The 21,635-nt window shown below is 70.2% G+C and carries 18 protein-coding genes and 1 pseudogene; 2 read left to right on the top strand and 17 right to left on the bottom strand.

Annotated elements, in window-relative coordinates; translation table 11 throughout:
- The 16 genes and pseudogenes from ACSNOC_RS21275 to ACSNOC_RS21200 all read right to left on the bottom strand — a co-directional run.
- A pseudogene (locus tag ACSNOC_RS21275) lies at positions 1-4,282 on the bottom strand (putative T7SS-secreted protein); the annotation flags it as partial.
- A gap of 3 nt (positions 4,283-4,285) precedes the next feature.
- On the bottom strand, positions 4,286-4,918 hold the full coding sequence (locus tag ACSNOC_RS21270; protein WP_436749123.1) for a hypothetical protein: 633 nt from the start codon (positions 4,916-4,918) through the stop codon (positions 4,286-4,288).
- Between the two features lie 80 nt (positions 4,919-4,998).
- The gene (locus ACSNOC_RS21265; protein ID WP_436749120.1) at positions 4,999-5,688 is read right to left on the bottom strand and encodes a hypothetical protein; all 690 of its coding nucleotides are present in this window, start codon (positions 5,686-5,688) and stop codon (positions 4,999-5,001) included.
- 31 nt (positions 5,689-5,719) lie between these two features.
- Positions 5,720-6,250: a hypothetical protein gene (locus ACSNOC_RS21260; protein WP_436749119.1), complete on the bottom strand. Its 531-nt coding sequence runs from the start codon at positions 6,248-6,250 to the stop codon at positions 5,720-5,722.
- Between the two features lie 42 nt (positions 6,251-6,292).
- The gene (locus tag ACSNOC_RS21255) at positions 6,293-6,901 is read right to left on the bottom strand and encodes a hypothetical protein (RefSeq protein ID WP_436749118.1); all 609 of its coding nucleotides are present in this window, start codon (positions 6,899-6,901) and stop codon (positions 6,293-6,295) included.
- Between the two features lie 14 nt (positions 6,902-6,915).
- Positions 6,916-7,428: a hypothetical protein gene (locus ACSNOC_RS21250; protein WP_436749117.1), complete on the bottom strand. Its 513-nt coding sequence runs from the start codon at positions 7,426-7,428 to the stop codon at positions 6,916-6,918.
- Positions 7,428-8,693, bottom strand: coding sequence for an MCE family protein (locus ACSNOC_RS21245; protein ID WP_436749116.1), 1,266 nt, complete (start codon positions 8,691-8,693; stop codon positions 7,428-7,430). The genes ACSNOC_RS21250 and ACSNOC_RS21245 overlap by 1 nt, the downstream gene beginning before the upstream one ends.
- Positions 8,693-9,775, bottom strand: a complete 1,083-nt coding sequence (locus ACSNOC_RS21240) for an MCE family protein (RefSeq protein ID WP_436749115.1) — start codon at positions 9,773-9,775, stop codon at positions 8,693-8,695. The genes ACSNOC_RS21245 and ACSNOC_RS21240 overlap by 1 nt, the downstream gene beginning before the upstream one ends.
- Positions 9,772-10,830, bottom strand: a complete 1,059-nt coding sequence (locus ACSNOC_RS21235) for an MCE family protein (protein ID WP_436749114.1) — start codon at positions 10,828-10,830, stop codon at positions 9,772-9,774. Before ACSNOC_RS21235 ends, ACSNOC_RS21240 begins: the two co-directional genes overlap by 4 nt.
- Positions 10,830-11,897 (bottom strand): MCE family protein, encoded by a 1,068-nt coding sequence (locus ACSNOC_RS21230; RefSeq protein WP_436749113.1) that lies wholly within the window; start codon positions 11,895-11,897, stop codon positions 10,830-10,832. The genes ACSNOC_RS21235 and ACSNOC_RS21230 overlap by 1 nt, the downstream gene beginning before the upstream one ends.
- A complete protein-coding gene (locus ACSNOC_RS21225; RefSeq protein ID WP_436749112.1) occupies positions 11,894-12,925 on the bottom strand; it encodes an MCE family protein in 1,032 nt (343 codons plus the stop codon). Before ACSNOC_RS21225 ends, ACSNOC_RS21230 begins: the two co-directional genes overlap by 4 nt.
- Complete coding sequence (locus ACSNOC_RS21220) at positions 12,922-14,205, bottom strand: MCE family protein (protein ID WP_436749122.1); 1,284 nt, start codon at positions 14,203-14,205, stop codon at positions 12,922-12,924. Before ACSNOC_RS21220 ends, ACSNOC_RS21225 begins: the two co-directional genes overlap by 4 nt.
- A gap of 5 nt (positions 14,206-14,210) precedes the next feature.
- The gene (locus ACSNOC_RS21215; RefSeq protein WP_436749121.1) at positions 14,211-14,996 is read right to left on the bottom strand and encodes an MlaE family ABC transporter permease; all 786 of its coding nucleotides are present in this window, start codon (positions 14,994-14,996) and stop codon (positions 14,211-14,213) included.
- Between the two features lie 107 nt (positions 14,997-15,103).
- Positions 15,104-15,916 carry an MlaE family ABC transporter permease gene (locus ACSNOC_RS21210; protein WP_436749111.1) on the bottom strand — a complete coding sequence of 271 codons (813 nt, stop codon included), beginning with the start codon at positions 15,914-15,916 and terminating at the stop codon, positions 15,104-15,106.
- Positions 15,907-16,893 (bottom strand): ABC transporter ATP-binding protein, encoded by a 987-nt coding sequence (locus ACSNOC_RS21205; protein ID WP_436749110.1) that lies wholly within the window; start codon positions 16,891-16,893, stop codon positions 15,907-15,909. The genes ACSNOC_RS21210 and ACSNOC_RS21205 overlap by 10 nt, the downstream gene beginning before the upstream one ends.
- A 19-nt stretch (positions 16,894-16,912) precedes the next feature.
- Complete coding sequence (locus tag ACSNOC_RS21200) at positions 16,913-18,310, bottom strand: DUF6801 domain-containing protein (RefSeq protein ID WP_436749109.1); 1,398 nt, start codon at positions 18,308-18,310, stop codon at positions 16,913-16,915.
- A gap of 489 nt (positions 18,311-18,799) precedes the next feature.
- On the opposite strand from ACSNOC_RS21200, the gene ACSNOC_RS21195 reads away from it, so the two are divergent.
- Both ACSNOC_RS21195 and ACSNOC_RS21190 read left to right on the top strand, forming a co-directional pair.
- Positions 18,800-20,077, top strand: coding sequence for a helix-turn-helix domain-containing protein (locus ACSNOC_RS21195; RefSeq protein ID WP_436749108.1), 1,278 nt, complete (start codon positions 18,800-18,802; stop codon positions 20,075-20,077).
- 136 nt (positions 20,078-20,213) lie between these two features.
- Positions 20,214-20,753 (top strand): hypothetical protein, encoded by a 540-nt coding sequence (locus ACSNOC_RS21190; RefSeq protein WP_436749107.1) that lies wholly within the window; start codon positions 20,214-20,216, stop codon positions 20,751-20,753.
- 109 nt (positions 20,754-20,862) lie between these two features.
- On the opposite strand, the gene ACSNOC_RS21185 is transcribed toward ACSNOC_RS21190, so the two are convergent.
- On the bottom strand, positions 20,863-21,635 hold a 773-nt coding region (locus ACSNOC_RS21185; protein ID WP_436749106.1), incomplete at its 5' end, for a hypothetical protein.

Genomic DNA, 21,635 nt, shown 5'->3' with positions numbered 1-21,635 from the left:
GGTGAGGCCGAGGGGGTCGGGGGTGAGGTAGCGGGCGGTTTCTGGGTCGTAGTGGCGGTTCAGGTTGTAGTGGAGGCCCGTTTCCGGGTCGTGGTACTGGCCGGGGAAGCGGAGCGGGGTGTAGGCCGTGCTGGTTCTGGCCCAGGTGGTGGTGCCCCAGAGGGTGGTGCGGGTGTGCCAGGCGAGGGCGCCGGTCTCGTCGATGAGTTCGGTGGGTGTGCCGATCAGGTCGGTGGCGATGGCGAAGAAGCGTTCGTCGATGAGGGATTGGTCGGCGTCCGCCGTGAGGAGGCGCTCGGTCTGGGCCAGGGGGCTCAGGCCGTGGTGGTCCCACGTGAGGGCTACGACGTTCGGCAGGTCGGCGGAGGTGATGGTCTGCTCGCACAGGGTGGTGCCGTCCCAGCTGAACCGGGTCTCCTCCACCACCGATGAGCCGTCCGGCGCCAGGCGTTGTTTGGCGATGCGGCGGCCGAGGGGGTCGTACAGGTAGCGCCAGCGGGTACCGTCCGGGGTGACCACGGCGGTGAGGCGGTCCTCGGCGTCCCACTCGTAGCGCCAGGTGTCGGGCTTCTTCGACAGGCGGGTCTTCTGGCGCAGGACGACGCGGCCAGCCTCGTCGTACTCGTAGCGCATGCGGCCCGCGCGCAGCAGGCGGGTGCCGGCGTAGTCGCGGGGGCCGGTGGCGGCGGTGCCGGGGTGGCCGGTGGGCCAGGAGGCCGAGGTCTGGTTCCCGGCCGTGTCGTAGGCGTAGGTCTCGGTCCAGTCCGCCGCCGTGACGGTGGTGACGCGGCCGATCGGGTCCAGGTCGTAGTGGTAGGAGCCGCGCAGGGTGTCGTTGAGGCCGGTGAGGTGGCCGTCTGGCCGGTAGGTGTAGGTGCGGTGGTTGAGGGTGCGGGTGCCGGTGGTGAGGTGCTGGGTGGCCAGGCGGCCGGCTTCGTCCCAGGTCGAGGTCAGGGTGAGGGTGCCGCCGAAGACGCGTTCGAGTTCCTGGCCGCGTGCGTCGTGGGTGAAGGCGATGCGGTGGCCGCCGGTGGTGAGGTGGTCGGGCCGCCCGGCCGGGTCGTAGCCGTAGGTGGTGAGCTGGCCGGTGGGGGTGAGGCGGCGGGTGCGGCGGCCGAGAGGGTCGTAGGTGTAGGTGGTGGCGTGACCGTCGGCCAGCTCGGTCTTGATCAGGCCCCGGCGGTCGTACTGGTGGATCAGCGTGCTGTCCGGGTTCGCGGCCTGGAGGAGGCGTCCGGCCGGGTCGTAGGTGTAGGTGGTGACCTGTCCGGCGGCGTCCTTGCGGGTGACGCGGCCGAGCGCATCGCGCTCGAACGCGATGGTCCGGCCCAGCGGGTTGGTACGGGAGGCCAGCCGGCCCGCGGCATCGTACCGGTAGGTGAAAACGCGGTCGTCGAAGTCCGTTTCCGCGATCAGGCGTCCGGCCGGGTCGTAGGTGTAACTCCAGGTCAGGCCCTGGGGGTTGGTGACCCCGGTCAGCCTGAGCTGGGTGTCGTGGGTGAACGTGTAGCGGGCGCCGTCCGGGTCGGTGCGGGCGGCCAGGAGATCGAAGTGGGTGTACTCGAACGTGGTGACGCCGCCGCCTGCGTCGGTGTGGCGGACGCAGTTGCCCTCGCCGTCGTAACTCCAGGACTGCTCGGCGCCGCCTGCGTCCACCCGGCGGGTTAGGTGCCCTTCCGGTGTCCACTCCAGGCGGGTGGTGGCGCCCAGGGCGTCGGTGAGGGCGATGGGGCGGCCGAACGCGTCCCGGTCGTAGCGGGTCACGCCGCCGAGAGGGTCGGTGATCTCCAGCGGCAGGCCCGCCGCGTCGCACCGCACCCGCGTGACGGCACCCTGGGGGTCCCCCCGGACGGAGTCTGGGGGGAGGGTCGGTGACCGAGGAGAGATGGCCGACCGTGTCGTAGGTGTAGCGGGTGGTGTGCCCGGCCGGGTCGGTGACGGCGGTGCGGTTGCCGCGCTCGTCGTACGCGTAACGCCAGACCGCGCCGTCCGGGCCGGTGACCGTGACCGGCAGGCCCAACTCGTTGTAGACGGCGCTTGTTTCCGTGCCGTCCGGCAGGACGACGCCCACCAGTCGGCCCGCCTCGTCGTGAGAGAAGACGGTGGTGCGGCCCAGGGCGTCGGTACGGGTCAGCCGGTTGCCGTGGGCGTCGTAGGTGAAGCGGGTGGTGTGGCCGTTGGGGTCGGTGGTGGCCAGGATCCGGCACCGGGCGTCGATCAGGTGGCGGGTGGTGTGGCCCTCGGCCGTGGTCAGTGTGGTGACGCGGTGGCCCGTCTCCGGGTCCGGCGCGGCGTAGGCGAGGGAGACCCGCAGGTGGCCGTCTTCGCCGCCTTCGGCGACGACACGGTCGCGGTCGTCGTAGACGTAGTCGTAGCGGCGCTGGTTGGAGTCGATCCACGCGGTCACCCGGCGGTGCTCGTCGTAGACGAACGTCAGGGTGGAGCCGGGGGACTTGGTGACGGTGGTCAGGTTACCGTCGGTGTAGCCGTACCGGAGCAGTGGCTGTTCGACGCCTGCCAGGGACAACGCCGTGATCCGGCCGTCCTCCGTCGAGAGGGTGAGGTGGTAGCCGCCGGAGTGGACCAGCGCGGTGGGGGTGCCGTCCGCGGCGCGGTCGACGGTGAGGGTGTGGCCATTGCGGTCGCTGATCTGGACCAGCCAGGCGTCGCCGTCCCCGCCGGGCTCTGCCCCGGGCGGGGCGGTGAAGTGCCGTGTCAGGCCGGTGCCGGGGTCGGTGACGGTGTAGTCGCCCGCCGCGTCCCGGGTCAGGGCGGAGCGGGACGTGCCCGATTCCGGCAGGGTGGACAGTCCGGGCACCGGGTGGGGATACGTCAACAGCAGCCCGTCCGCCGTGACATGGACGACCCCGCGCGCGTCGATCTCCAGGCGTTCGTCCACCGTGGAGGACCAGGACGGGCCGAACCAGCGGCCCGCCGTGTAGCCGGATTCCACCCGGCGGGTGAACACCAGCGGCAGCGCGCCGGGCAGCACCACATCGGTCTGCGGCAGGAACATCCGCCCCGAGGCCAGGTCCACCGGGTCGGTGCCCTCCGTGACGCGCTCGGGCTCCGGGCGATCGTGCGTGCCCGGCGGCGCCTCGTCCACCGCCCGGCGGGCCCGGTTGGCGTCCGCGGCCGTATCCGCCGCCTCGGCGGCCAGCCGCGTCGCCCTGACACCCGCCCCGGCGCCGCCCGTCGCCACCGTCAGCGCCACATCCGGGACCAGACGGCCGAACCCCTCGGCCGGGTCCCGCATGAAGTCGGAGACCATCTGACGCCCGGCGCCCAGCGGATCGTTCGCGACCTGCACCAGCCCGGCCGCCGTGCTGTTCAGATTCGTCAGGTACTCCGCCGGGTGCGTCAGGTTGTACGGGTCCAGCGGATTCACCCCGCGCGCGAAGCTGACCAGACCGGCCGCGCCCCGCACGATGCCCCCCTCGAAGTGGGTGTACATCACCGGCAGTTCCGCCAGACCGTCACCGACCTGCTCGGCATACGACGGCTTCGGCGGAGCCGCGTCCCGCGCCTGACGGATCGCCGAACGGGCCGTCACCGCCGCCTCGTTGCGCTGCCGCCGGGCCTCCGCCAGGATCTCCTGCGCCTCCTCCATCCGCGCCCGGCCCGGATCGGAGAACTCCCCCGGACACGCCGGCAACGACGCCGGATCACGCTGATCGGGCGCTTGCGCGTTGTACCGGTCAACCGCCTGGTTGTACGCGTCCACCGCCGCGTTGTGCGCGTCCATCGCCTCCTCGGACGCCTGCGTACCCTCCCGCCACAGGTCGATGGCGACCTGCGCCTGCCCCTGGGCCCACTCCACCGTCCCCGCGAACGCGTCCAGCGCCCCGGCCGCCCGCTCACACGCCTCCGCCGCCCGTAACCACTTCGGCGGCTCGATCGACACCCGCTCCCGGAACGCGTCCGCCGTCTCCCCGCGCAGCGAATCCGAGTCCAGCCCCTGAAGCCCCCCACCCACATCGGTGAACGCCCGCTGGAAATCCCGCAGATGAGAAACGCTGGTGCGCAGCTTCCCCGGACTGCCGTAGATCAGCTTCGCCGGATCCTCGGTCTGCCCGAGATCCATCTCGTCGGTCTCGGCGCCCATCCGGTTGGCCAGCGAACGGGACTGTTCCCGCACCCAGTCCGCGCCGGACTCCCAGCCCACGTCCTCCAGCCGGTCCGCGGTCCACTCCCCCGCGTCCTCGACCCGGTCACCGACCCACTCCGTGGCGGACTCGGCCGCGTCCTCCAGAGGATCCGGGATGAAGTCCCCGATACCCACCCCTCAGCTCCCCCCACCCGCCGCCCGCTGCTCCGGCGACGGCCCGAACGTGTCATCCACCATCGAGTCGAACTCCCCGTCATCGACACCGAGGACGTCATTGAGGAGGTCCGCGTTCCGCCCGCCCGTGCCCTCGGTCACCAGCGCCCGCCCGGTGTCGAGCCAGGTCTGCCCGGCCGTGTCGGCCGCCCGCTCGAACGACTCCCCGCTGTAGTCCGGATCCAGCGCGTCCGGGGTCAGCACCTCGCTCCAGCTCTGCGCCGCGACCTCCTCCTCGGAGGCATACGGATTACCGACCACCGCGTTCGCCGCCACCCGCATCGTGGCCTGGATGTACTGCTCTTCCTCCCACAGCAGCCCGGCCGCCAGCCCCAGCTCGGCCGCGATGGCGTTCGCGTCCTGCACCAGTGCCCGGACGCCCCACTCCCACCGCTCGCAGAAGTCCTCGAAATCGACCGACAGCCCGTGGTGCCCGGCCTCCATACCGGTCATCGCCAGCTCCGAGAACCCCTTGCCCAGCACCGAACCCGTGCCGGTCCCGATCTCCCGCAACTCACCGACCGCGCCCCGCAGCCCCTCGGTGATCCGCCGGACACTCTCCTCATCGACTTGCAGATCCGGCCCGTCGCCCATCAGATCCGCCTCCCCGCACGACCGTTGTCGCCACGGTAGTGCAGCGCGGCGCGACGGGACCAGAGCGGGCGGTGAGCGACCTCTCAGCCGCCGTATGCCTCGATGCCCGCGATCAGCCACTCGCCGTCGCGCTGGACCGCTTCGACGGTCAGGACGGCGGGGCCGTAGAGGGTGTCGGCCGGGTCGTCGGTGGTGGAGCTGCTCTGGTCCGCGTAGACCAGGACGCGGGCGCGGTCGCCCTCCAGGACCTCGACGCCGGCGTGGGTCACCGTCGTCGTCAGGACCATCGGCTGCTCCTGGCCCGCTTCACGGACGGGGCCCAGCAGTTGTTCGTGCTGCTCGACCGCGTCGCCCGTCAGCCACTTCTCCGCGGCCTCCTCGTTGGTCTCCGGGGAGCCGTAGTCGTAGGAGAAGAGTTCGTTCATCGCGTCCGAGACGGTGCCGATGACCTCGCTGGTGGCGGCCGTGTCGGACAGGGCCGTGTTCCGCAGGGCCGGGTCGTCCTTGATGCTGTCGGCCTGGGCGTTGGCCCAGAGGGCGAAGACGCCGAGGACGACCGCGACCAGGCCGAGGATCGCGGGGAGCAGGATGCCCTTGCCGGACCGTGGCTCCCGGGCCTCCCGTTCCGGCTTCGGCTTCCGCTCCTTCGGCTCCTTCGGCTCCTTCGGGCGCTTCGGCTGCTTCTGTTCGTCCCGCTCCGGGGGCTGCGGCGGGGTGTCCGTGCGGGCCGCCAGGCGGCGCCGGCGGTTCACCAGGTGGCGGGTCATCGACATGGGGTGGTCCTTCCGGCCGTGGTCTCGCTCGTCATTCCGCGCCCGTGTAGGCGACCGGGGCCTGGTCGAGGCCGCTGAGCTTCCAGCCTTCGGACGTTCTGGTGAGTTCGCCCAGCATACGGCTGGTCTTGGTGCCGGGCTCCTCCTCGGGCAGCTCGACCGTGATGCGGACGGCGACCATCACCCCGGCCTTCCCGGCCCGTTCGTCGAGCTCGGTGACGGCCCCCGACAGCACCTCGGCGGTGGTGACGCTCTCCGCGTCCCTGACCTGCTCCGCGAACGCCTCCCGGCCCTCTTCGAGCTGGTCGCGGAGGTCGCCGGTGGTCGAGTCGAGCCACAGGTCGAGGCCGTCCTCGACATCGGCGTGGTCGAGGGTGTTGAGGTTCTGCACGCCCTGCTTGGCCGCCGCCAGCACGTCGTCGCGGGCCGAGGCGAACTCGGCGGTGTCGTCGTGGGACGCGTCGTACCAGGAGAACGCGGCGCCGGTCGCGGCGATCGCCGCGACCAGGACGAGCACCAGCGCTGTCAGCAGCAGCGCGTTCTTCCGCAGCGTTCGCACCATGTCTCGGGCCTTTCGGTATCCAGCGCGGTGTCCAGCGCGTGGTCAGCGCGACGTGATCTCGGTGACCTGCCAGCGGTCCTCCGCCCGCTGGGCCGTCACCGAGAGCTGGGCCGCCGTCGTGGCGGGGTCCTCACCGGCGCGCTCCGCGACCTGGTCGAGGAAGACCAGGAGGTGCGCGCGGTCCTCGGTGAGGTCCCGGACGCCCACCCGTACCACGGTGGTGGTCAGGGAGAGCTGCTGCTCGGCGGCCAGGTCCCTGACCTCCGCCATCAGCTCGCCGTACTCCTCGGCGGCGGGGCCCGCGAGCAGTTCCCCGGCCCGCCGCTCGGTCTCCTCGATGGTCTCGGGGGTGTACGAGAAGACGGTACGGAGGATGTCGGTGACCTCGCCGGCGACGCCGTCGGTCGCCTCGACGTCCGCCAGCGCGAGGTTACCCGTCGCGCCGGAGTCCTCCAACTGCCCGGCGCGGACGTACAGCCCGATGCCCGCCAGCAGCGTCACGGTCAGCAACGTGGCGACCACGGCGCGCCATCCGGGCAGCGGCACCCGCCGCCGGCGCCGCGCGCGGCGCCGGTTCGGCCGCTCGGCGCCGGCGGACTCGGCGTCCTCGTCGTGGACGTCGGGGTCGGTGACCGGTCCGGATGTGCTCACGGTCGTTCCTCTCGTCAGCTCTCGTCCGCGCCGGTGGTGATCGCGGTGAGCGAGGTGAGCTTCCAGCCGTCGTCCGTGCGGCTGAGCCCGGCCTCGAAGCGCTTGCGGTCGGTGGTGGCCTCGCCGTTCGCCGGGGTGGACTCGACCCGGAGGCTGGCGATCATGCGGGCGGTGCCCGCCCGGGTGTCGAGCTGGAGCAGGGCGGCGTCGGTGACGGTCGCCTCGCTGGTGGTGCCCAGCTCCTCCAGCACCTCGGCGCTGTCGTCGTTCTCGCGCGCGAGTTGCTCGTGGAGGGCGCCGGCGGTGGCGTCCAGCCACTCCTCCAGGCCGCCCGCCACGTTGTCGGCGTCGATGCTGTTGAGGCGGGCGATGTGCCGCTCCCCCGCGGTCAGCACGGCGTCGCGCGTCGTGGCGAACTCCAGCGACTCGTCGGTGTCGGCGTCCCAGTACGCCTTCGCCGAGTAGGCGGTGAACAGCACGATCGCCACCGCCACCAGCGCCGTCAGGGCCTTGCGCGCGACGCTCATCAGCGGCCTCCCATCCCGAGCAGGTCGCCCATCCCGGAGCCGGAACCGGAACCCGAGCCGGAGCCGCCGCTGCCGGGCAGGCCCAGCGCGCCGGGCAGGTCGCCGGTGCCGCCGCCGCCCGCGCGCAGCGAGCCGGGGACGGCCGGGTCGGGCACGCCCCCACCGTACGGGGCGTTCTGCGATCCGCGCACGTTCTGTCCGCTGCTGGGCGAAGCGGTGCAGCCCGCCTCGACGTTCAGCCCGGACGAGGAGGTGTCCAGGCCGTTGCGGTACGTGGTGCCCTCGTACCCCTGGGTGCAGGGCATCGGGTTGAAGAACGTGACGGCCATGTTGCCGTTGAGGCCGTCGGGGCCGATCGCGGTGGAGCCGGCGGCGATCACGCGCGGCGCCAGCGCCAGGATCTGCTCGAAGCCGCTGGTGCGGGTGACCATCAGCTCGGAGGTGGTGAGCAGGTTGGCGAGGAGCACGCTGAGGCCAGGGTCGGTGTCCCGCAGCAGGCCGGAGATCTGGGCGCCGGCGCCGGGGGCGGACTGGATGACGTGCCGGATGTCGCTGTCGGACTCGCGGAGCTGGTCGCCCAGCTCGGCGGCCCCGGCGGCGAACTCGCGCAGCGCGTCGCCCTGTTCGGCCTGGGTCGCCAGGACGGTCTGGGCGTCGATCATCAGCTCGACGGTGGCGGGCAGGGCTTCCCCGGCGGCCTGGACGAACTCGTACTGGGCGTCGAGGATGCCGCCGAGGTTCTGGCCCTGGCCCTCCAGCGCGGTGCCCAGCTCGTCCATGACGGTGCGCAGCGAGTCCAGGGGCACGGAGGCCACCATGTCGTTGAGGCTGCCGAGCATGTCGGTCACGGGTGCCGGGGTGCTGGTGTCGCTGACCGGGATGACGGTGTCGCCGTCGATGTAGGGGGCGCTGTCGGTGCGCGGGCGCAGGTCGAGGTACTGCTCGCCGATGGCGGACAGGCTGGCGACGTTGGCCGTGGAGTCCTCGGGGATGTCCGGCGCCGACTTGTTGATGCGCACGGTGGCCACGACCCCGTCGTCGGTGAGGTCGATGGAGCCGACCCGTCCGACGGAGACGCCCCGGTAGGTGACGTCGGCGTTGGGGTAGAGGCCGCCGGTCTCGGGCAGTTCGACCTTCATCTCGAAGTAGTCGACCACGCCGACGTAGCGGCCGACGTCGGCGTAGTTGACGCCGAGGTAGCCGACGGCGACGGCACCGATGAGCAGGAAGCCCATGATCCGGAGCCGGATGGTGAGCGTGAGCATCAGTTCTCCCCTCCCACGTTGGGCAGGGGCAGCGGGGCGCTGCGGGTGCTGGCGGAGGAGCCGACCGGCGGGACGATCTCGGTGCCGGGCGCGGCCGTGAGGTTGATGTAGACGTTGAGGTAGTCGCCACGGATGCCGTTCATGACCTCGTCGGTGAACGGGTAGGTGGTGAGCACCTCCAGGGAGTCCGGCAGGGCCTGGCCGGCGTCGGCCAGGTTCCGCAGGGTCGGCGCGAGCGCCTCCAGGTTGGCGACGATGTCGTCGGCGGTCCGGTCGACGGTCTCGACGGCGACGTCCCCGAGCTGGTCGAGGGAGTCGAGCATGGTCATCAGCGACTCCCGCTGCTCTTCGAGGACTTCCAGGCCCGGCGGGAGGGCTTCCAGGGCGTCCCCGAATGCCTCGTTGCGGGCGGCGAAGGTGGAGGTGAGGCGGTCCATGCCGTGCAGCGCCTCGGTGATGTCCTCGCGGTGGTCGTCCAGGTTGCCGACGAGCACCTCGAATTGTTCCAGCACCGAGCGGGCCGCGCCCTCGTTGCCCTCCAAGGCGTTGTTCAGCTCCCGGCTGATGGTCTCGATCTGGTCGACGCCGCCGCCGTTGAGGACCAGGGACAGGGCGCCGAACACTTCCTCGACCTCGGCGTTCCGGTTGGTCTGGGCGACGGGGATCACGGCGCCGTCGTCGAGGCTGCCCTGGGGTTCCTCGGGGGCGGCGAGCTGGATGAACTTCTCGCCCAGCAGGCTGGCCTGTTCCACCGCGGCGTAGGCGTTGGCGGGCAGTTCGACGTCGCCGTTGATCTCCATGGTGACCAGGGCGGTCCAGCCGTCGTCGGACAGTTTGATGTCGGTGACGCGGCCCACGGCCACGTCGTTGACCTTGACCGTCGAGTGGGGCACCAGGCTGAGCACGTCCTCGAACTCGGCGGTGACCTCGTAGGGGTTGTCGCCGAGGTCGGCGCCGCCGGGCAGCGGGAGGTCCGCGACGGTCGGCAGCTCGGACAGCTTGATGCTGGAGGCCGCGAACAGGACGGCCAGGGCTATGCCGCCGGTGCCGACGAAGGTGGCGATCCTCGCTCCGCGCTTCATTCGCCGGACTCCTCACCGAAGCGGTAGACGGAGTCGTCCGCGGCCAGCGGCAGAAGCTGCGTCTGCGCGGAGTTCGTCACCGGGATCATGCTCACCTCGTTGAGGTTGGCGCGCGTGTCGAAGGACTGGGTGCTGGGGTTGTAGGCGTTGAGGACGTTCTCCAGGGCCAGCGGCGCGGTGTCCATCGCCTCGGCCAGGGACGCCCGCTGGTCCACCAGGCTCTGGGTGAGCGCGGCGAGATCGTTGACGTTGGCGGCCACCGCCTCGCGGTTGTCGCTGATGAAGGTCTCGACCTGGCCGAGGGCGGTGCCCAGCAGTTCGAGGGACTGCCCCAGTTCGTCGCTGTCCTCGGCGAGGAAGCCGGCGACCTCCGCCATCTGCTGCTCGGCCTGGCGGACTTCGTCGTCGTTGGCGCGGAGCATGGCGGTGAACTGCTGGAGGTTCTCGATGGTGCCGAAGAGGTGGTCGCTGCCCTCGGCCAGCGTGCCGGCCGCGACGCTGAACTGCTCGATGGTCGAGCCGAGCGCCTGGCCGTTGCCTTCCAGGTTCTCGGCGCCGACGTCGAGCATGTCGGACAGCGCGCCGTCCTGGTTGGCGCCCTCGGGGCCGAGGGCGTCGCTGAGGGTGGTCAGGCTCTCGTAGAGGTCGTCCACCTCCAGCGGGACCGCGGTGCGGTCCAGCGGGATGACCGCGTCGTCCTCCATCTCGGCGCCCTCGCTGTAGGCGGGGGCGAGCTGGACGTAGCGGTCGGCCACGATGCTCGGGTAGATGACCAGGGCCTGGGCGTCGGCCGGGATCGGCACGTCGTCGTCGATGCTCAGCTCGACCCGCACCTGGGTGCCTTCGGGCTCCACGGCCTCGATGGTGCCGACCTTGACGCCCAGGACGCGGACGTCGGAGCCGGCGTGGACGCCGACGGCCCGGTCGAAGAACGCGGTGACGGTCTTGCTGCCTCCGCCGCCGATGCTGATCAGGCCGGTGAACGTGGCCAGCAGGAAGGCCACCACGAGCCCGGCGAGGGCCAGCAGGACGCGCTTGCGCTTGAGGATGCTCATCAGCTTCCGCCTCCGGGCCTCGGCGGCATGCATCCGGACTCGGGTGCGGTGCCGGGGGGCATGTAACTGGGCGGCACCAGGCCGCAGGCGTAGATGTCGAGCCACCGGCCGCTGCCGACGGTGTTGCCGACAAGACGGTAGTACGGGCCGATGGTGGCCAGCGCCTGGTCCAACTGCTCCTGGTTGTCCAGCAGTACGTCGGTGACGCGGCCGAGGGCGTCCAGGGTGGGCTGGATCTGCTCCTGGTTGTCCTCGACGATGCCGCTGAGGGACTCACTGAGCTGCCCGGTGTTGACGAACAGGGCGTGGATGGCGTCGCGGCGCTGCCGCAGCTCCTCCAGCAGCACGTTGCTGTCCTGGATCAGCGTCTCGAACTCGTCGGTCTGCTCGGCCAGCACCCCGGACACGCCGTCGGCGCTCTCCAGCAGGTTGGCCAGCTCGGCGTCGCGGGAAGCGACGGTCTCGGACAGCGCGGACATGCCCTCCAGGACGGCGTCCACCTCGGGCGAGGTGTTGCGGAAGGTGTCCGCGATGGTCTGGAAGCTCTCCGCGATCGCGTCGGTGTCCAGCTCCCCGACCTGCTCGCCCAGTTGCTGGAACGCCTCGGTGACGTCGTAGGGGGAGGCGGTGCGGTCCACGGGGATCGTCTCGCCGGAGTCCTGCTCCTCGGAGCCGAGGGGGTCCACCGCCAGGTACTTGTCGCCCAGCAGCGTCTTGATGCCGATGGCGACCCGGCTGGAGTCGCCCACCCAGGCGCCCTCGACGCGGAAGGAGACCTTGACCTTGTCGCCGTCGAGGTCGACGCCGGTGACCTCGCCGACCCGCACACCCGCGATCCGCACCTCGTCGCCGTCCCGCAGGCCGGCGGCCTCCGTGAAGTGCGCGCTGTAGGTGGTGCCGCCGCCGAGGAGGGGCAACGAGTCGGCCCGGTAGGCGCCCAGGCAGAGCAGGGCGCACACGATGATGCCGACGGTGCCGACGACCAGGGTGTTCCACTCGTTGAGCGGCTTGATCCGCCCGCGCAGCGCGTCGAAGCGCGGCCGTCGCAGCCGCCTGGTGCCGCTCATGACCGGCACCTCGACGAGGTGATGGGCAGGCCCGTCGGCGGGCTGCTGCCGTCCCAGGTGGACACGCCGCTCACGGTGGCCTCGCACAGGTAGGTGTTCATCCACGAGCCGTAGGAGGCGAGCCGTGCGATGGCCTCCATCTTCCCGGGGGTGTTCTGGAGGAAGTCCTCGACCAGCGGGGTGTTCTCCGCGAGGTTGCTGGAGAGCCGGCCCAGCTCCGCGATGTCCTGGCGGAGGGGCTCGCGGCCCTCCTCCAGGAGCTCCGCGGTGCTGACCGAGAGATCGCCCATCGCCTGGATGGCGTCGCCCAGCGGCTCCCGGTCGGCGGCGAAGCCGGAGACCAGCTCCTGGGTGGTCGAGACCAACTCGGTGAATTCCTCTTCGCGTTCGTTCATGGTGTCCAGGACGGTGTTGAGGTTCTCGATGACCTCGCCGATCACCTCGTCCTCGGCCGCCAGGGTGGTGGTGAGGGAGCCCACGTGGTTGAGCAGGCTCGTGACGGTGCCGCCCTCGCCCTGGAAGACCTGCACGATCTCACCGGCCAGCTGGTTGGTCTCCTCCGGGTCCAGGCCACGGAAGAGCGGCTGGAAGCCGTTGAAGAGCTGGGTGAGGTCGAGGGCCGGCGTGGTGCGGTCCAGCGGGATGGTCTCGCCGGGCTCCAGCGCGTCGCTGACCTCGCCGGCGCCCTGGCCGAGCGAGATGTACCGCTGGCCGACCATGTTGAGGTAGCGCACCGAGGCCGTGGTCGAGGAGGGCAGCTCGCGGCCCTTCTCGACGGTGAACTCGACCTCGGCGTACCGCCGGTCGACCACCTTGATGCCGGTGACCTCGCCGACCTGCACGCCGGCGATGCGGATGCTGTCGCCGTCGGCCAGGCCGGTGGTGTCGGTGAAACGGGCCCGGTAGGTGTTCGCCTCGCCCACGCCGCTGCTGCCGATGCTGACGGCCAGCACCAGCGTGGAGAGCGAGGTGATCAGCACGAAGATCAGCGACTTGATCAGCGGGCCTGCCATGCCTGCGCGGTTCACTGGAGGGCCACCTCCGTCCCGCGGAACGCCGGGCCGGCCAGCAGGCTCGACCACTGCGGCAGGTCGGCGGCCTCCGTGCCGCCGTCGATGGCCAGCAGCTCGTTCACGAGCGCGCTCTCCTGCTCCGAGTTGGGCATCCCCAGACCGTCCGTCGCTCCCTGGTAGGAGGCGGTGCTGGCGAAGGGGACGCCGTAGCACTGGGGTCCGCCGCCGGCGCCGTAGCTGGGCGTGTCACCCGGGCCATAGGCGCCGCGGGAGGGCACGGTCCTGACGTTGATGTGCAGGCCCGGCTCGTTGGTGCCCGCGCCCAGGGCCCGGTCCATGACGGGCACGAAGTCGGCGAGCATCTGGAACGTGCAGGGGAAGGACGGGGAGTACTCCGCCAGCAGTTCCATGGTCGGGCGGCTGGTCTCGGCCAGGCGGATGAGGTTCTCCTGGTTCGAGCGCAGGAACGCACCGAGGTCCTGCGCGGTGGTGGTGACCGACTGGTACAGCGAGCTGAGGTTGCCGCGCTCCTCGACGATGGAGGCGCTGGTGACGGAGAAGTCGCTGAGCGCGTCCACGACGTCGGGGGCGACGTCGGCGTACAGGTTGCTGACCTCGACCAGCTGCCGGATGTCCTCGTTCAGCGCGGGGAGTTCGGGGTTGATCACGGACAGCTGCTCGTCCAGGGCGACGATCGTGGTGCCGAGGTCGGTGCCGCGGCCGTCGAGGGCGGTGGCCATCGCGGTGAGGATGGACGACATCTTCTGCGGCTGGAGGGCGTTGAGGGCGGGCAGCAGGTTGTCCAGCGCGTCGTTGATCTCGATCGCGTTGGAGCTGCGGTCCTGCGTGATGACCGTGCCCTCGGCCAGTGTCTCGGGGCCCGCGTCGGCGCTGGGGATCAGCGCCACGTACCGCTCGCCGAAGAGGGTCGTCGGCAGCAACTGGGCGGAGACATCGGCGGGGATGTCGTCCATCGACCCGGGCTTCATGGCCAGGGTCAGGACGGCGCCGTCGTCGTCGGCCCTGACCGACTCGACCTCGCCGACGATGACGCCGCGCAGCTTCACGTCGGCGTGCGGGCGCATGTCGTTGCCCGCGACGTCGGTGTGGACGACGATGGTGTCGACCTCCGTGAACTCCTTGTTGTAGACCGCCACGCACAGCCAGACGAGCAGGACGGGTATCAGCAGGAAGGCGACTCCGGCGAGCCTGCGGCGCCCGGTGTCGGGACGGCGCAGGCGCGGGGTCGGCGTCCCGGGGCGGCCGGCCGGCCGGGGGGCGGTGGGGCGCAGCATCGTGGTCATCCGGTCACCCGCACAGTCGTCGTCGTTCCCCACACGGCGAGGCTGAGGAAGAAGTCGGTGATCCCGATCAGCACGATCGCGGTCCGGACCGAGCGGCCCACGGCGACACCCACGCCGGCGGGGCCGCCGGACGCGTTGAAGCCGTAGTAGCAGTGCGCCAGGATGACCAGCACGCTGAACAGGATGACCTTCATGAAGGACAGCAGCACGTCCGTGGGCGACAGGAACAGATTGAAGTAGTGGTCGTAGGTGCCCGTGGACTGCCCGGCCGAGATGATCGTGATCGTCCTGGACGCCACGTAGGAGCTGAGGAGCCCGATGGCGTACAGCGGGATGATGGCGAAGACGCCGGCGACGAGGCGGGTGCTGACGAGGTACGGCATGCTGCGCACGCCCATGCTCTCCAGCGCGTCGATCTCCTCGTTGATGCGCATGGCGCCCAGCTGGGCGGTGAAGCCGGCGCCGATGGTGGACGACAGACACAGGCCGGCGACCAGGGGCGCGATCTCGCGGGTGTTGAAGTAGGCCGACACGAAGCCGGTCAGGGCCTCGGTGCCGATCTGGTTCAGGGCGGCGTAGCCCTGGAGGCCGACGACCATGCCGGTGGCCAGCGTCAGGGCGACCATGACGCCGATGGTGCCGCCGATGACGCTGAGGCCGCCGGTGCCGAACGCGACCTCCGACAGGAGGCGCTGGACCTCCTTGAAGTAGCGGCGCGTGGCGCGCGGCATCCACAGGATGGCGCGCACGTAGAAGATGAGCTGGTCGCCGGGCTTCTCCAGCCAGGAGAAGAGCCGGTCGGCGCCGAACCGGCGGGACGACTCGCGCGGACCGCCCCCGGTGGGGGGCAGCTCCGCGGTGTCCTGGTTCTTGTCCAGCAGTGCCACGGTCAGCCTCCCTTCGGCGGAACGATCTGCAGGTAGATGGCGGTCATGATGAGGTTGATCCCGAAGAGCAGCGTGAAGGAGATGACGACGGACTGGTTCACCACTTCGCCGACGCCCTTGGGTCCGCCGCGGGGGTTGAGGCCGCGGTGGGCGGCGACGATACCCGCGACGAACCCGAAGATCACCGCTTTGAGTTCACTGATCCAGATGTCCGCGAGCTGGGCGAGCGAGTTGAAGCTCGACACGTAGGCGCCGGGCGTGCCGCCCTGGAGGACCACGTTGAAGAAGTAGCCACCGACCGTGCCGACCACCGACACCAGGCCGTTGAGCAGCACGGCGACGAGGACGGTGGCCAGGACACGGGGAACGATGAGGCGGTGCACGGGCGAGACGCCCATGACCTCCATCGCGTCCAGCTCCTCGCGGATCTTGCGCGAACCGAGGTCGGCGCAGATGGCCGAACCGGCCACGCCGGACACCAGCAGGGCCACGATGAGCGGGCTGGCCTGCTGGAGCACGGCGAGGACGCTGGCGCCGCCGGTGAACGACTGGGCGCCGAACTGCTCGGTGAGCGAGCCGACCTGGAGCGCGATCACGGCGCCGAAGGGAATGGCGACGAGACACGCGGGCAGGATCGTCACGCTCGCGATGAACCAGAACTGCTCGATGAACTCGCGGACCTGGAAGGGCCGTTTGAACATGAGCTTCAGGACGGACAGCCCCAGGACGAACATGTCGCCGGTCTGCCGCAGCAGACCGAGCCCCGGCAGCGGTCGCCTGGGTGGCGCCTTCACAGGAGGTGCGGTCACTGCCACTGTCCTCCGGAGGGCAGCAGGTTCTCCTCGACGGCACGGCGGGCGGCGTCGGGCATCTGGTTGAGCATGCTCATGACGCGCTTCTTGCGGCGCAGCACGGCCATCCGGGGCGGCATGCCCGGGGTGGGTTCGAGCTGCGGTGCCACGGGGCGGAGCTGGTCGGGCCGGACGGCGGTGAGGCCGTTGCGGGTCTCCATCGCGATGGTGGCCGCGTCCTTCTCCTCGGCCATGCCGATGGGGCCGGCGCGGCTGCCGCTGAGGAACTGGGCGACGACGGGCTCGGTGCTGGTGAGGAGCAGTTCGCGGGGGCCGAAGGTGACGAGCCTGCGGCGGAAGAGCATGCCCATGTTGTCGGGCACGGTGTTCGCGATCTCCAGGTTGTGCGTGACGATCAGCATCGTCGCGTCGATCTGCGCGTTGAGATCGATCAGGAGCTGCGAGAGGTACGAGGTGCGGACCGGGTCGAGGCCGGAGTCCGGCTCGTCGATCAGGATGATCTCGGGGTCGAGCACCAGCGCGCGGGCGAGACCGGCGCGCTTGCGCATACCGCCGGATATCTCGCCGGGGAGCTTGCGCTCCGCGCTGGCGAGACCCACCATCTCCATCCGCTCCATCACGATCTTGCGGATCTCGGATTCTTTCTTCTTCGTGTGCTCGCGGAGCGGGAACGCGATGTTGTCGAAGAGATTCATCGACCCGAACAGCGCGCCGTCCTGGAACATGAGGCCGAACTTCTTGCGGGCCTCGAAGACGTCACGGACCGGGCTGTTGACCATGTCCACGCCATCGACGAGCACACGCCCGCGCTCCGGCCGCAGAAGCCCGACCAGGGACTTCAGGAAGACGGTCTTGCCGGTTCCGGACGGGCCGAGCATGACACTGACCTCTCCAGCAGGCAGTGTGAGCGTCACATCTTCCCAGATGTTCTGCTTTCCGAAGGACTTCGTCAGACCTTCGATGATGACTTCAGTACCCATCACACCTCCCGGGGATGAATCAGTGCTCGGGCAGACTCGGAATGTGCTCTTCCGTACAGGGGTCGCACAGCTCGCCTTGGTTGAATTCGATGTGGTTGCCGGGCCCGGAGATGGTAGCCGTCAGGAGCGCGTCGAGATCCTCACCGTTCGCGTTGCACCCGGTGAAGGGGGGAATCTCGACCTCGCCGCTCAGGCGACCGCCGCCGAACACGTCGTAGCCCTCTCCGGCCTCGAGGAAGACCTCGATCGGCTCGGCGGTGCGGCAGTTCGACCCCACCGCGAGCGGCACACCGTTGACCTCGATGTCGCTGAGACGCAGGGTCTGGTGGAAACCGATGGTAGTGGTGGGCTCGGGGTGCGCGTTGTTCTGCCAGGTGACCAGGGTCGCCAGGTCGCTGTCGAACTCGACCGTCGCGCTGACCGGGGCGAACCCGAAGCTGAGGAAGGTCGACCTGGCGGCGGGAAAGCGGAGCTGGACCACTGTGTACTGGGCGAAGTAGCCCTCGCCGCCGCTGCCGAACGAGTGGGCCGGCATCACGCTGGCCGTCTGCGGGTTCCTCGCCGGGTCGTTGACGATCATCGCGCCATTCTGCTTGGCGACATTGGCGAACCCGGCGGAGTAGACGCACTGGGGCTCGGGGGCGCCGGGTTCCACGGTGACCTCACCGGTACCCGGAGGGGGCTCGGGGATCCAGCGCGGGTCGGGCTGGGCCGACGCGGGCAGCGAGGGACAGCTCTGCGCCAGCGGGCGGACGTCCTCGGCCTCCGGCTGCGCGCCGTCCCGGGACTGGCCCTCCACCTCGGGGGCCGCCTGGGCAGCCGCCGAGTTCTCTTCCTCACCGCCCGTGACCTCGACCGTGGCCAGGTGGCGGGCTTCCTCCGCCTGGCTCGGGTCGGGGGCGCACTCGACGCGTGAGGGGGACTCGGCGCCGTCGGACTGGAAGGTGAGGACAAGGTCACCGGCCGAGAAGGTCACGTCGCCGGGGGCGGCGGGGGTGATCTCGGGTCCGGCGCCGTGGTAGGTCACCGACAGGGCCTCGCCGTCGGCCGGCGCGGGCGACTGCTCCGCGCTGAGGACCGGCCACTGGGCCTGCGCGGTCTCGCCGTTCTGTGTGACCGGCGTGGTGAGCGTGGCCTCGCCGCTGAAACTCTCCGCCTCCGCAGCGAGCAGCTCGCCCGCCGCGTCCTGCGGCAGGGTCACGCTGAGGGTCATGTCACCGGGAGCGAACGGGCGGCCGGGTTCGCCGGCCACGGGGAAGACGCCGGCGAAGCCAACCTCGACCGCCCGGCTGCCGGTGGTGAACCCACACTGGTAGGCGACCGTCCTGTCCACGTCCTGGTCGTCGCTGGCCGAACCCTGAGCCTGGAAGTAGCCGATCACCAGAGCACCGACCCCGGCGACAGCGGCAACACGCACCGCTCGGCGTCGGCTGACTGCACCCTGCATCTTTGCTCCTCGGCGACGACCGGCTCGGACGGGGAATATGACGAACGAGCTCTGCGACCGGGGCGATTGGCTCCGGCGGCAACTCGCGGATGGGACGTTACGTACGGGTAACCTCAAGCGCAATGGCCATCAACAAGAATCCACGTAAGACTTTCAAGGCGCAGATTTGTCTTGTCGTCCCACTGAGCGGGAGCCAGGGGTCGCTTGTCAAGGGGTGAGCATGTTCCGTCCGACGGGTTGACACGGCGCGTCGGAGGTTGAACGTAGTTCGGCATGTCCTAACTACTGCGCTATGGCCCCAACGTGGTCTATGTTGCTGCGAGCTACGGCGCGCCTATGGACGTTGACGCGGCGGAGCCACCGGCCGCGATCAAAGACGATCCGCGGACGCCGTCGGCCGGATCGCCGCAGGCCATCCGGTTGTCGGAGGTCCGCCCTGGGCGGAGTAAGGGGCGAGAGATGACTACCAGCGCGACCAAGCCAGAGGTGTTCGAGCCACTGGGTCCGATTCCCAAGGAGCTCGCGACGATCATGCGGCCGGAGCTCCCGAGCCTGATCCGGGAGATCGGCGAGGAGATCCGGCGAGCCATACCTGAGCACACCAAGTTCCTGAACGGTCCGTACGGCCGGGCGATCCAGGCGTGCGTCGAACAGATCCTCATTACATTCGTGGAGCAGGTGAACGATCCTTCCGCCTCCACCGCGCGCCGCGACGAGATGTGCAGAAGGCTCGGCCGCTGCGAGGCCCTCTCGGGCCACTCGCTGGACACCCTCCGGGCGTCGTTCCAGATCGGGGCCCGCGTCGCCCTGCGCCGCGCCAAGCGGATCGGCAAGCGCTACAGCCTGTCCCCCAGCCTCATGCTGTCCTTCGCGGATGCCTTGTTCGCGTACGTGGACGAGCTGGTGGAGGTCTCGCGCGAAGGTTATGTGGCCATCAAGGCACAGACCGAGCTGAACGAGCAGATGGAGAACGAGCGCCGGCGCCTGCTGCGCCTGGTCCTCGCCGGCCCCGCCGCCCCCCGGGCGAAGGTCACCGAGCTGGCCGACCGCACCGGCTGGCCGCTGCCCGACGAGGTCACCCTCGTCGCCCTGGCACCCGACCCGCAGCTCATGCGCGAGGAACTGGACGCGGACGCGCTCGTCGACCTGACCGACCCGCAGCCACACCTGCTGCTCCCCGGGCCGATGGACGACCTGCGCCACGCCTCGCTGGAGACCGCGCTCTCCAGCACCCGCGCCGTCATCGGCCTCACCGTTCCGCTGGACGACGCCGGAGACTCGCTGCGCTGGGCCCGCCAGGCCCTTCAGCTCGCCGAGACCGGCATCATCGACGCGCCCGGACCGCTGATCCAGTGCGACGAGCACCTGGTCACGCTCTGGCTGCTGTCCGACCCGGCCCTGACGGAGCAGCTCGCGCGCCGGCAGCTCGCGCCCCTGGCGGAGCTGACCGAGACCCAGCGGGAGCGGCTGATCGAGACGCTGCGTGCGTGGCACACCACCCGCGGCAACGCGGTCGAGATGGCCGACCTTCTCCACCTGCACCCGCAGACCGTCCGGTACCGGATGCGGAACCTGGAGCGGATCTTCGGCTCCCGGCGGCTGAGCGACCCCGACCAGCGGTTCGCCACGGAATCCGTGCTGCGGGCCCTGCAGTTGCGGGAGAAGGCCACCGTTCTGCCGCTGGCCCGGCAGCTCCGGCCCGCGCAGGACCGGTCACTGAGCCGCACGTACGGCTGAGCAACTGACGGCATCGGTTTTGTCACCGGATGACAAACGGGGCCTGAGCGCCGCAATTCCGGTGACGGAACCTTGTCCTCGAACTCGTGGGTAAGTAGCGTCATCGAGCGCTCACCAATTCACGAAGGAGAGGAATATGGTGCGACGTCTTATTACCGGCCTGACGCTGGTGTCACTGGCCGGGATGACGCTGGTCGGCTGTGGCTCGGATAGCGATGACGAATCGGGTGTCGATTCGGAAGCCCTGGAGTGGGCGGAAAACTTCTGCAGCCACGTTCAGGAAGGCTCCGACGCGTTGAGCCTTCCCGAGGCCACCACCACCGACCCCGCGCAGACCCGGGACGACTATGTGGGGTTCCTCAACGACGTGGCGGCACAGCTCGACGCCATCGGCCAGGACATCGAGAGCGACGGTCCCCCTCCCGTCGTGAACGGCCAGGAGTCCTACGACGCGGCGATGGACGAGCTCAACGAGGCCCGGGAGGCGCTCGACGCGGCGACCACCCAGCTGGAGGAGGCCGAGGTCGAGGACGAGGAGAGCCTGACGGCGGCCCTGGAGGCGGCCGGCGAGAGCATGGCCGATGTCCAGGCGTACGGCGGTCCGGAGGCGACCTTCCGGAACAACCCGGATATCGAGGCCGCCCTCAATGAGGCGGAGAACTGCGAAAGCCTCTGACCTCTTCCCCACTCTTCACTTCAGTGAACCGGCCCCCCCCGCGGATGCGGGGCGGGCCGGTTACTTTTTTGTTTGCGCTATTTCGATCTGATCCGAAGGCCCGAATCGATTAGGACTTCGGGGTCAGGTCGACGGTGACCGTGTTGTCCGGGCCGGCCACGAACGGGCTGATGAAGCCGTTGAGCGGGCCACAGTTCTGGACGGCAGACAGGGCGTAGGTGCCCGTCAGCTCGCCACCCGCCAGCGGGTCGAAGAACTCGTCCGTGGACTGGAGGTCGATCACCGAGGGCTCGGCGGTACGGCAGTTCTCACCGCCGCCGATCGGGAAGCCGAACACCTTCACCTTGGGGAGGAAGACGTTCATGGTCGAGCTGGAGTTGAGCTGACCGTCGACCAGCGAACCCGTGGTGGAGCCGACCTGCTGGAACTTGATGTCGGCGGTAACCGGCAGGAAGCCCAGGATCCGGAAGTGGCCCTTGGTCGGGTTCAGGTTGAGGTCGGCGTCGAAGTGACCGGTACCCATGTCGAACAGGGCGTCCAGGTCACCGTTCAGCCGGACGTCACCGTTGGCGGCACCGATGTGCGAGCTGCCCCGCAGGTTGTAGCCGTACTCGATGGGCTCACCGGGGTCGGTGGGGTCCGTCGGGTCGCTCGGGTCCGAGGGGTCGGACGGGTCACTGGGGTCCGTCGGGTCGCTCGGGTCCGAGGGGTCACTCGGGTCCGTCGGGTCCGTCGGGTCCGTCGGGTCCGAGGGGTCGGACGGGTCACTGGGGTCCGTCGGGTCACTCGGGTCGGACGGGTCCGTCGGGTCACTCGGGTCCGAAGGATCGGACGGGTCCGTCGGATCGGTCGAACCGTCGGTGACCTCGAACTCGGCCAGGA

The organism is Streptomyces sp. URMC 129 (assembly GCF_051386415.1).
In the GTDB taxonomy this organism is placed as follows: Bacteria; Actinomycetota; Actinomycetes; order Streptomycetales; family Streptomycetaceae; genus Streptomyces.
Note: the sequence above shows the minus strand (reverse complement) of the source record. Positions and strands in the feature narration are given on the sequence as shown.

Coding starts and splice junctions, on each gene's coding strand:
- ACSNOC_RS21265 (WP_436749120.1), bottom strand. CDS start 5,688: ATGTCGATGACCCGCCACCTGGTGAACCGCCGGCGCCGCCTGGCGGCC.
- ACSNOC_RS21260 (WP_436749119.1), bottom strand. CDS start 6,250: ATGGTGCGAACGCTGCGGAAGAACGCGCTGCTGCTGACAGCGCTGGTG.
- ACSNOC_RS21250 (WP_436749117.1), bottom strand. CDS start 7,428: ATGAGCGTCGCGCGCAAGGCCCTGACGGCGCTGGTGGCGGTGGCGATC.
- ACSNOC_RS21245 (WP_436749116.1), bottom strand. CDS start 8,693: ATGCTCACGCTCACCATCCGGCTCCGGATCATGGGCTTCCTGCTCATC.
- ACSNOC_RS21240 (WP_436749115.1), bottom strand. CDS start 9,775: ATGAAGCGCGGAGCGAGGATCGCCACCTTCGTCGGCACCGGCGGCATA.
- ACSNOC_RS21235 (WP_436749114.1), bottom strand. CDS start 10,830: ATGAGCATCCTCAAGCGCAAGCGCGTCCTGCTGGCCCTCGCCGGGCTC.
- ACSNOC_RS21230 (WP_436749113.1), bottom strand. CDS start 11,897: ATGAGCGGCACCAGGCGGCTGCGACGGCCGCGCTTCGACGCGCTGCGC.
- ACSNOC_RS21220 (WP_436749122.1), bottom strand. CDS start 14,205: ATGCTGCGCCCCACCGCCCCCCGGCCGGCCGGCCGCCCCGGGACGCCG.
- ACSNOC_RS21205 (WP_436749110.1), bottom strand. CDS start 16,893: ATGGGTACTGAAGTCATCATCGAAGGTCTGACGAAGTCCTTCGGAAAG.
- ACSNOC_RS21195 (WP_436749108.1), top strand. CDS start 18,800: ATGACTACCAGCGCGACCAAGCCAGAGGTGTTCGAGCCACTGGGTCCG.
- ACSNOC_RS21190 (WP_436749107.1), top strand. CDS start 20,214: ATGGTGCGACGTCTTATTACCGGCCTGACGCTGGTGTCACTGGCCGGG.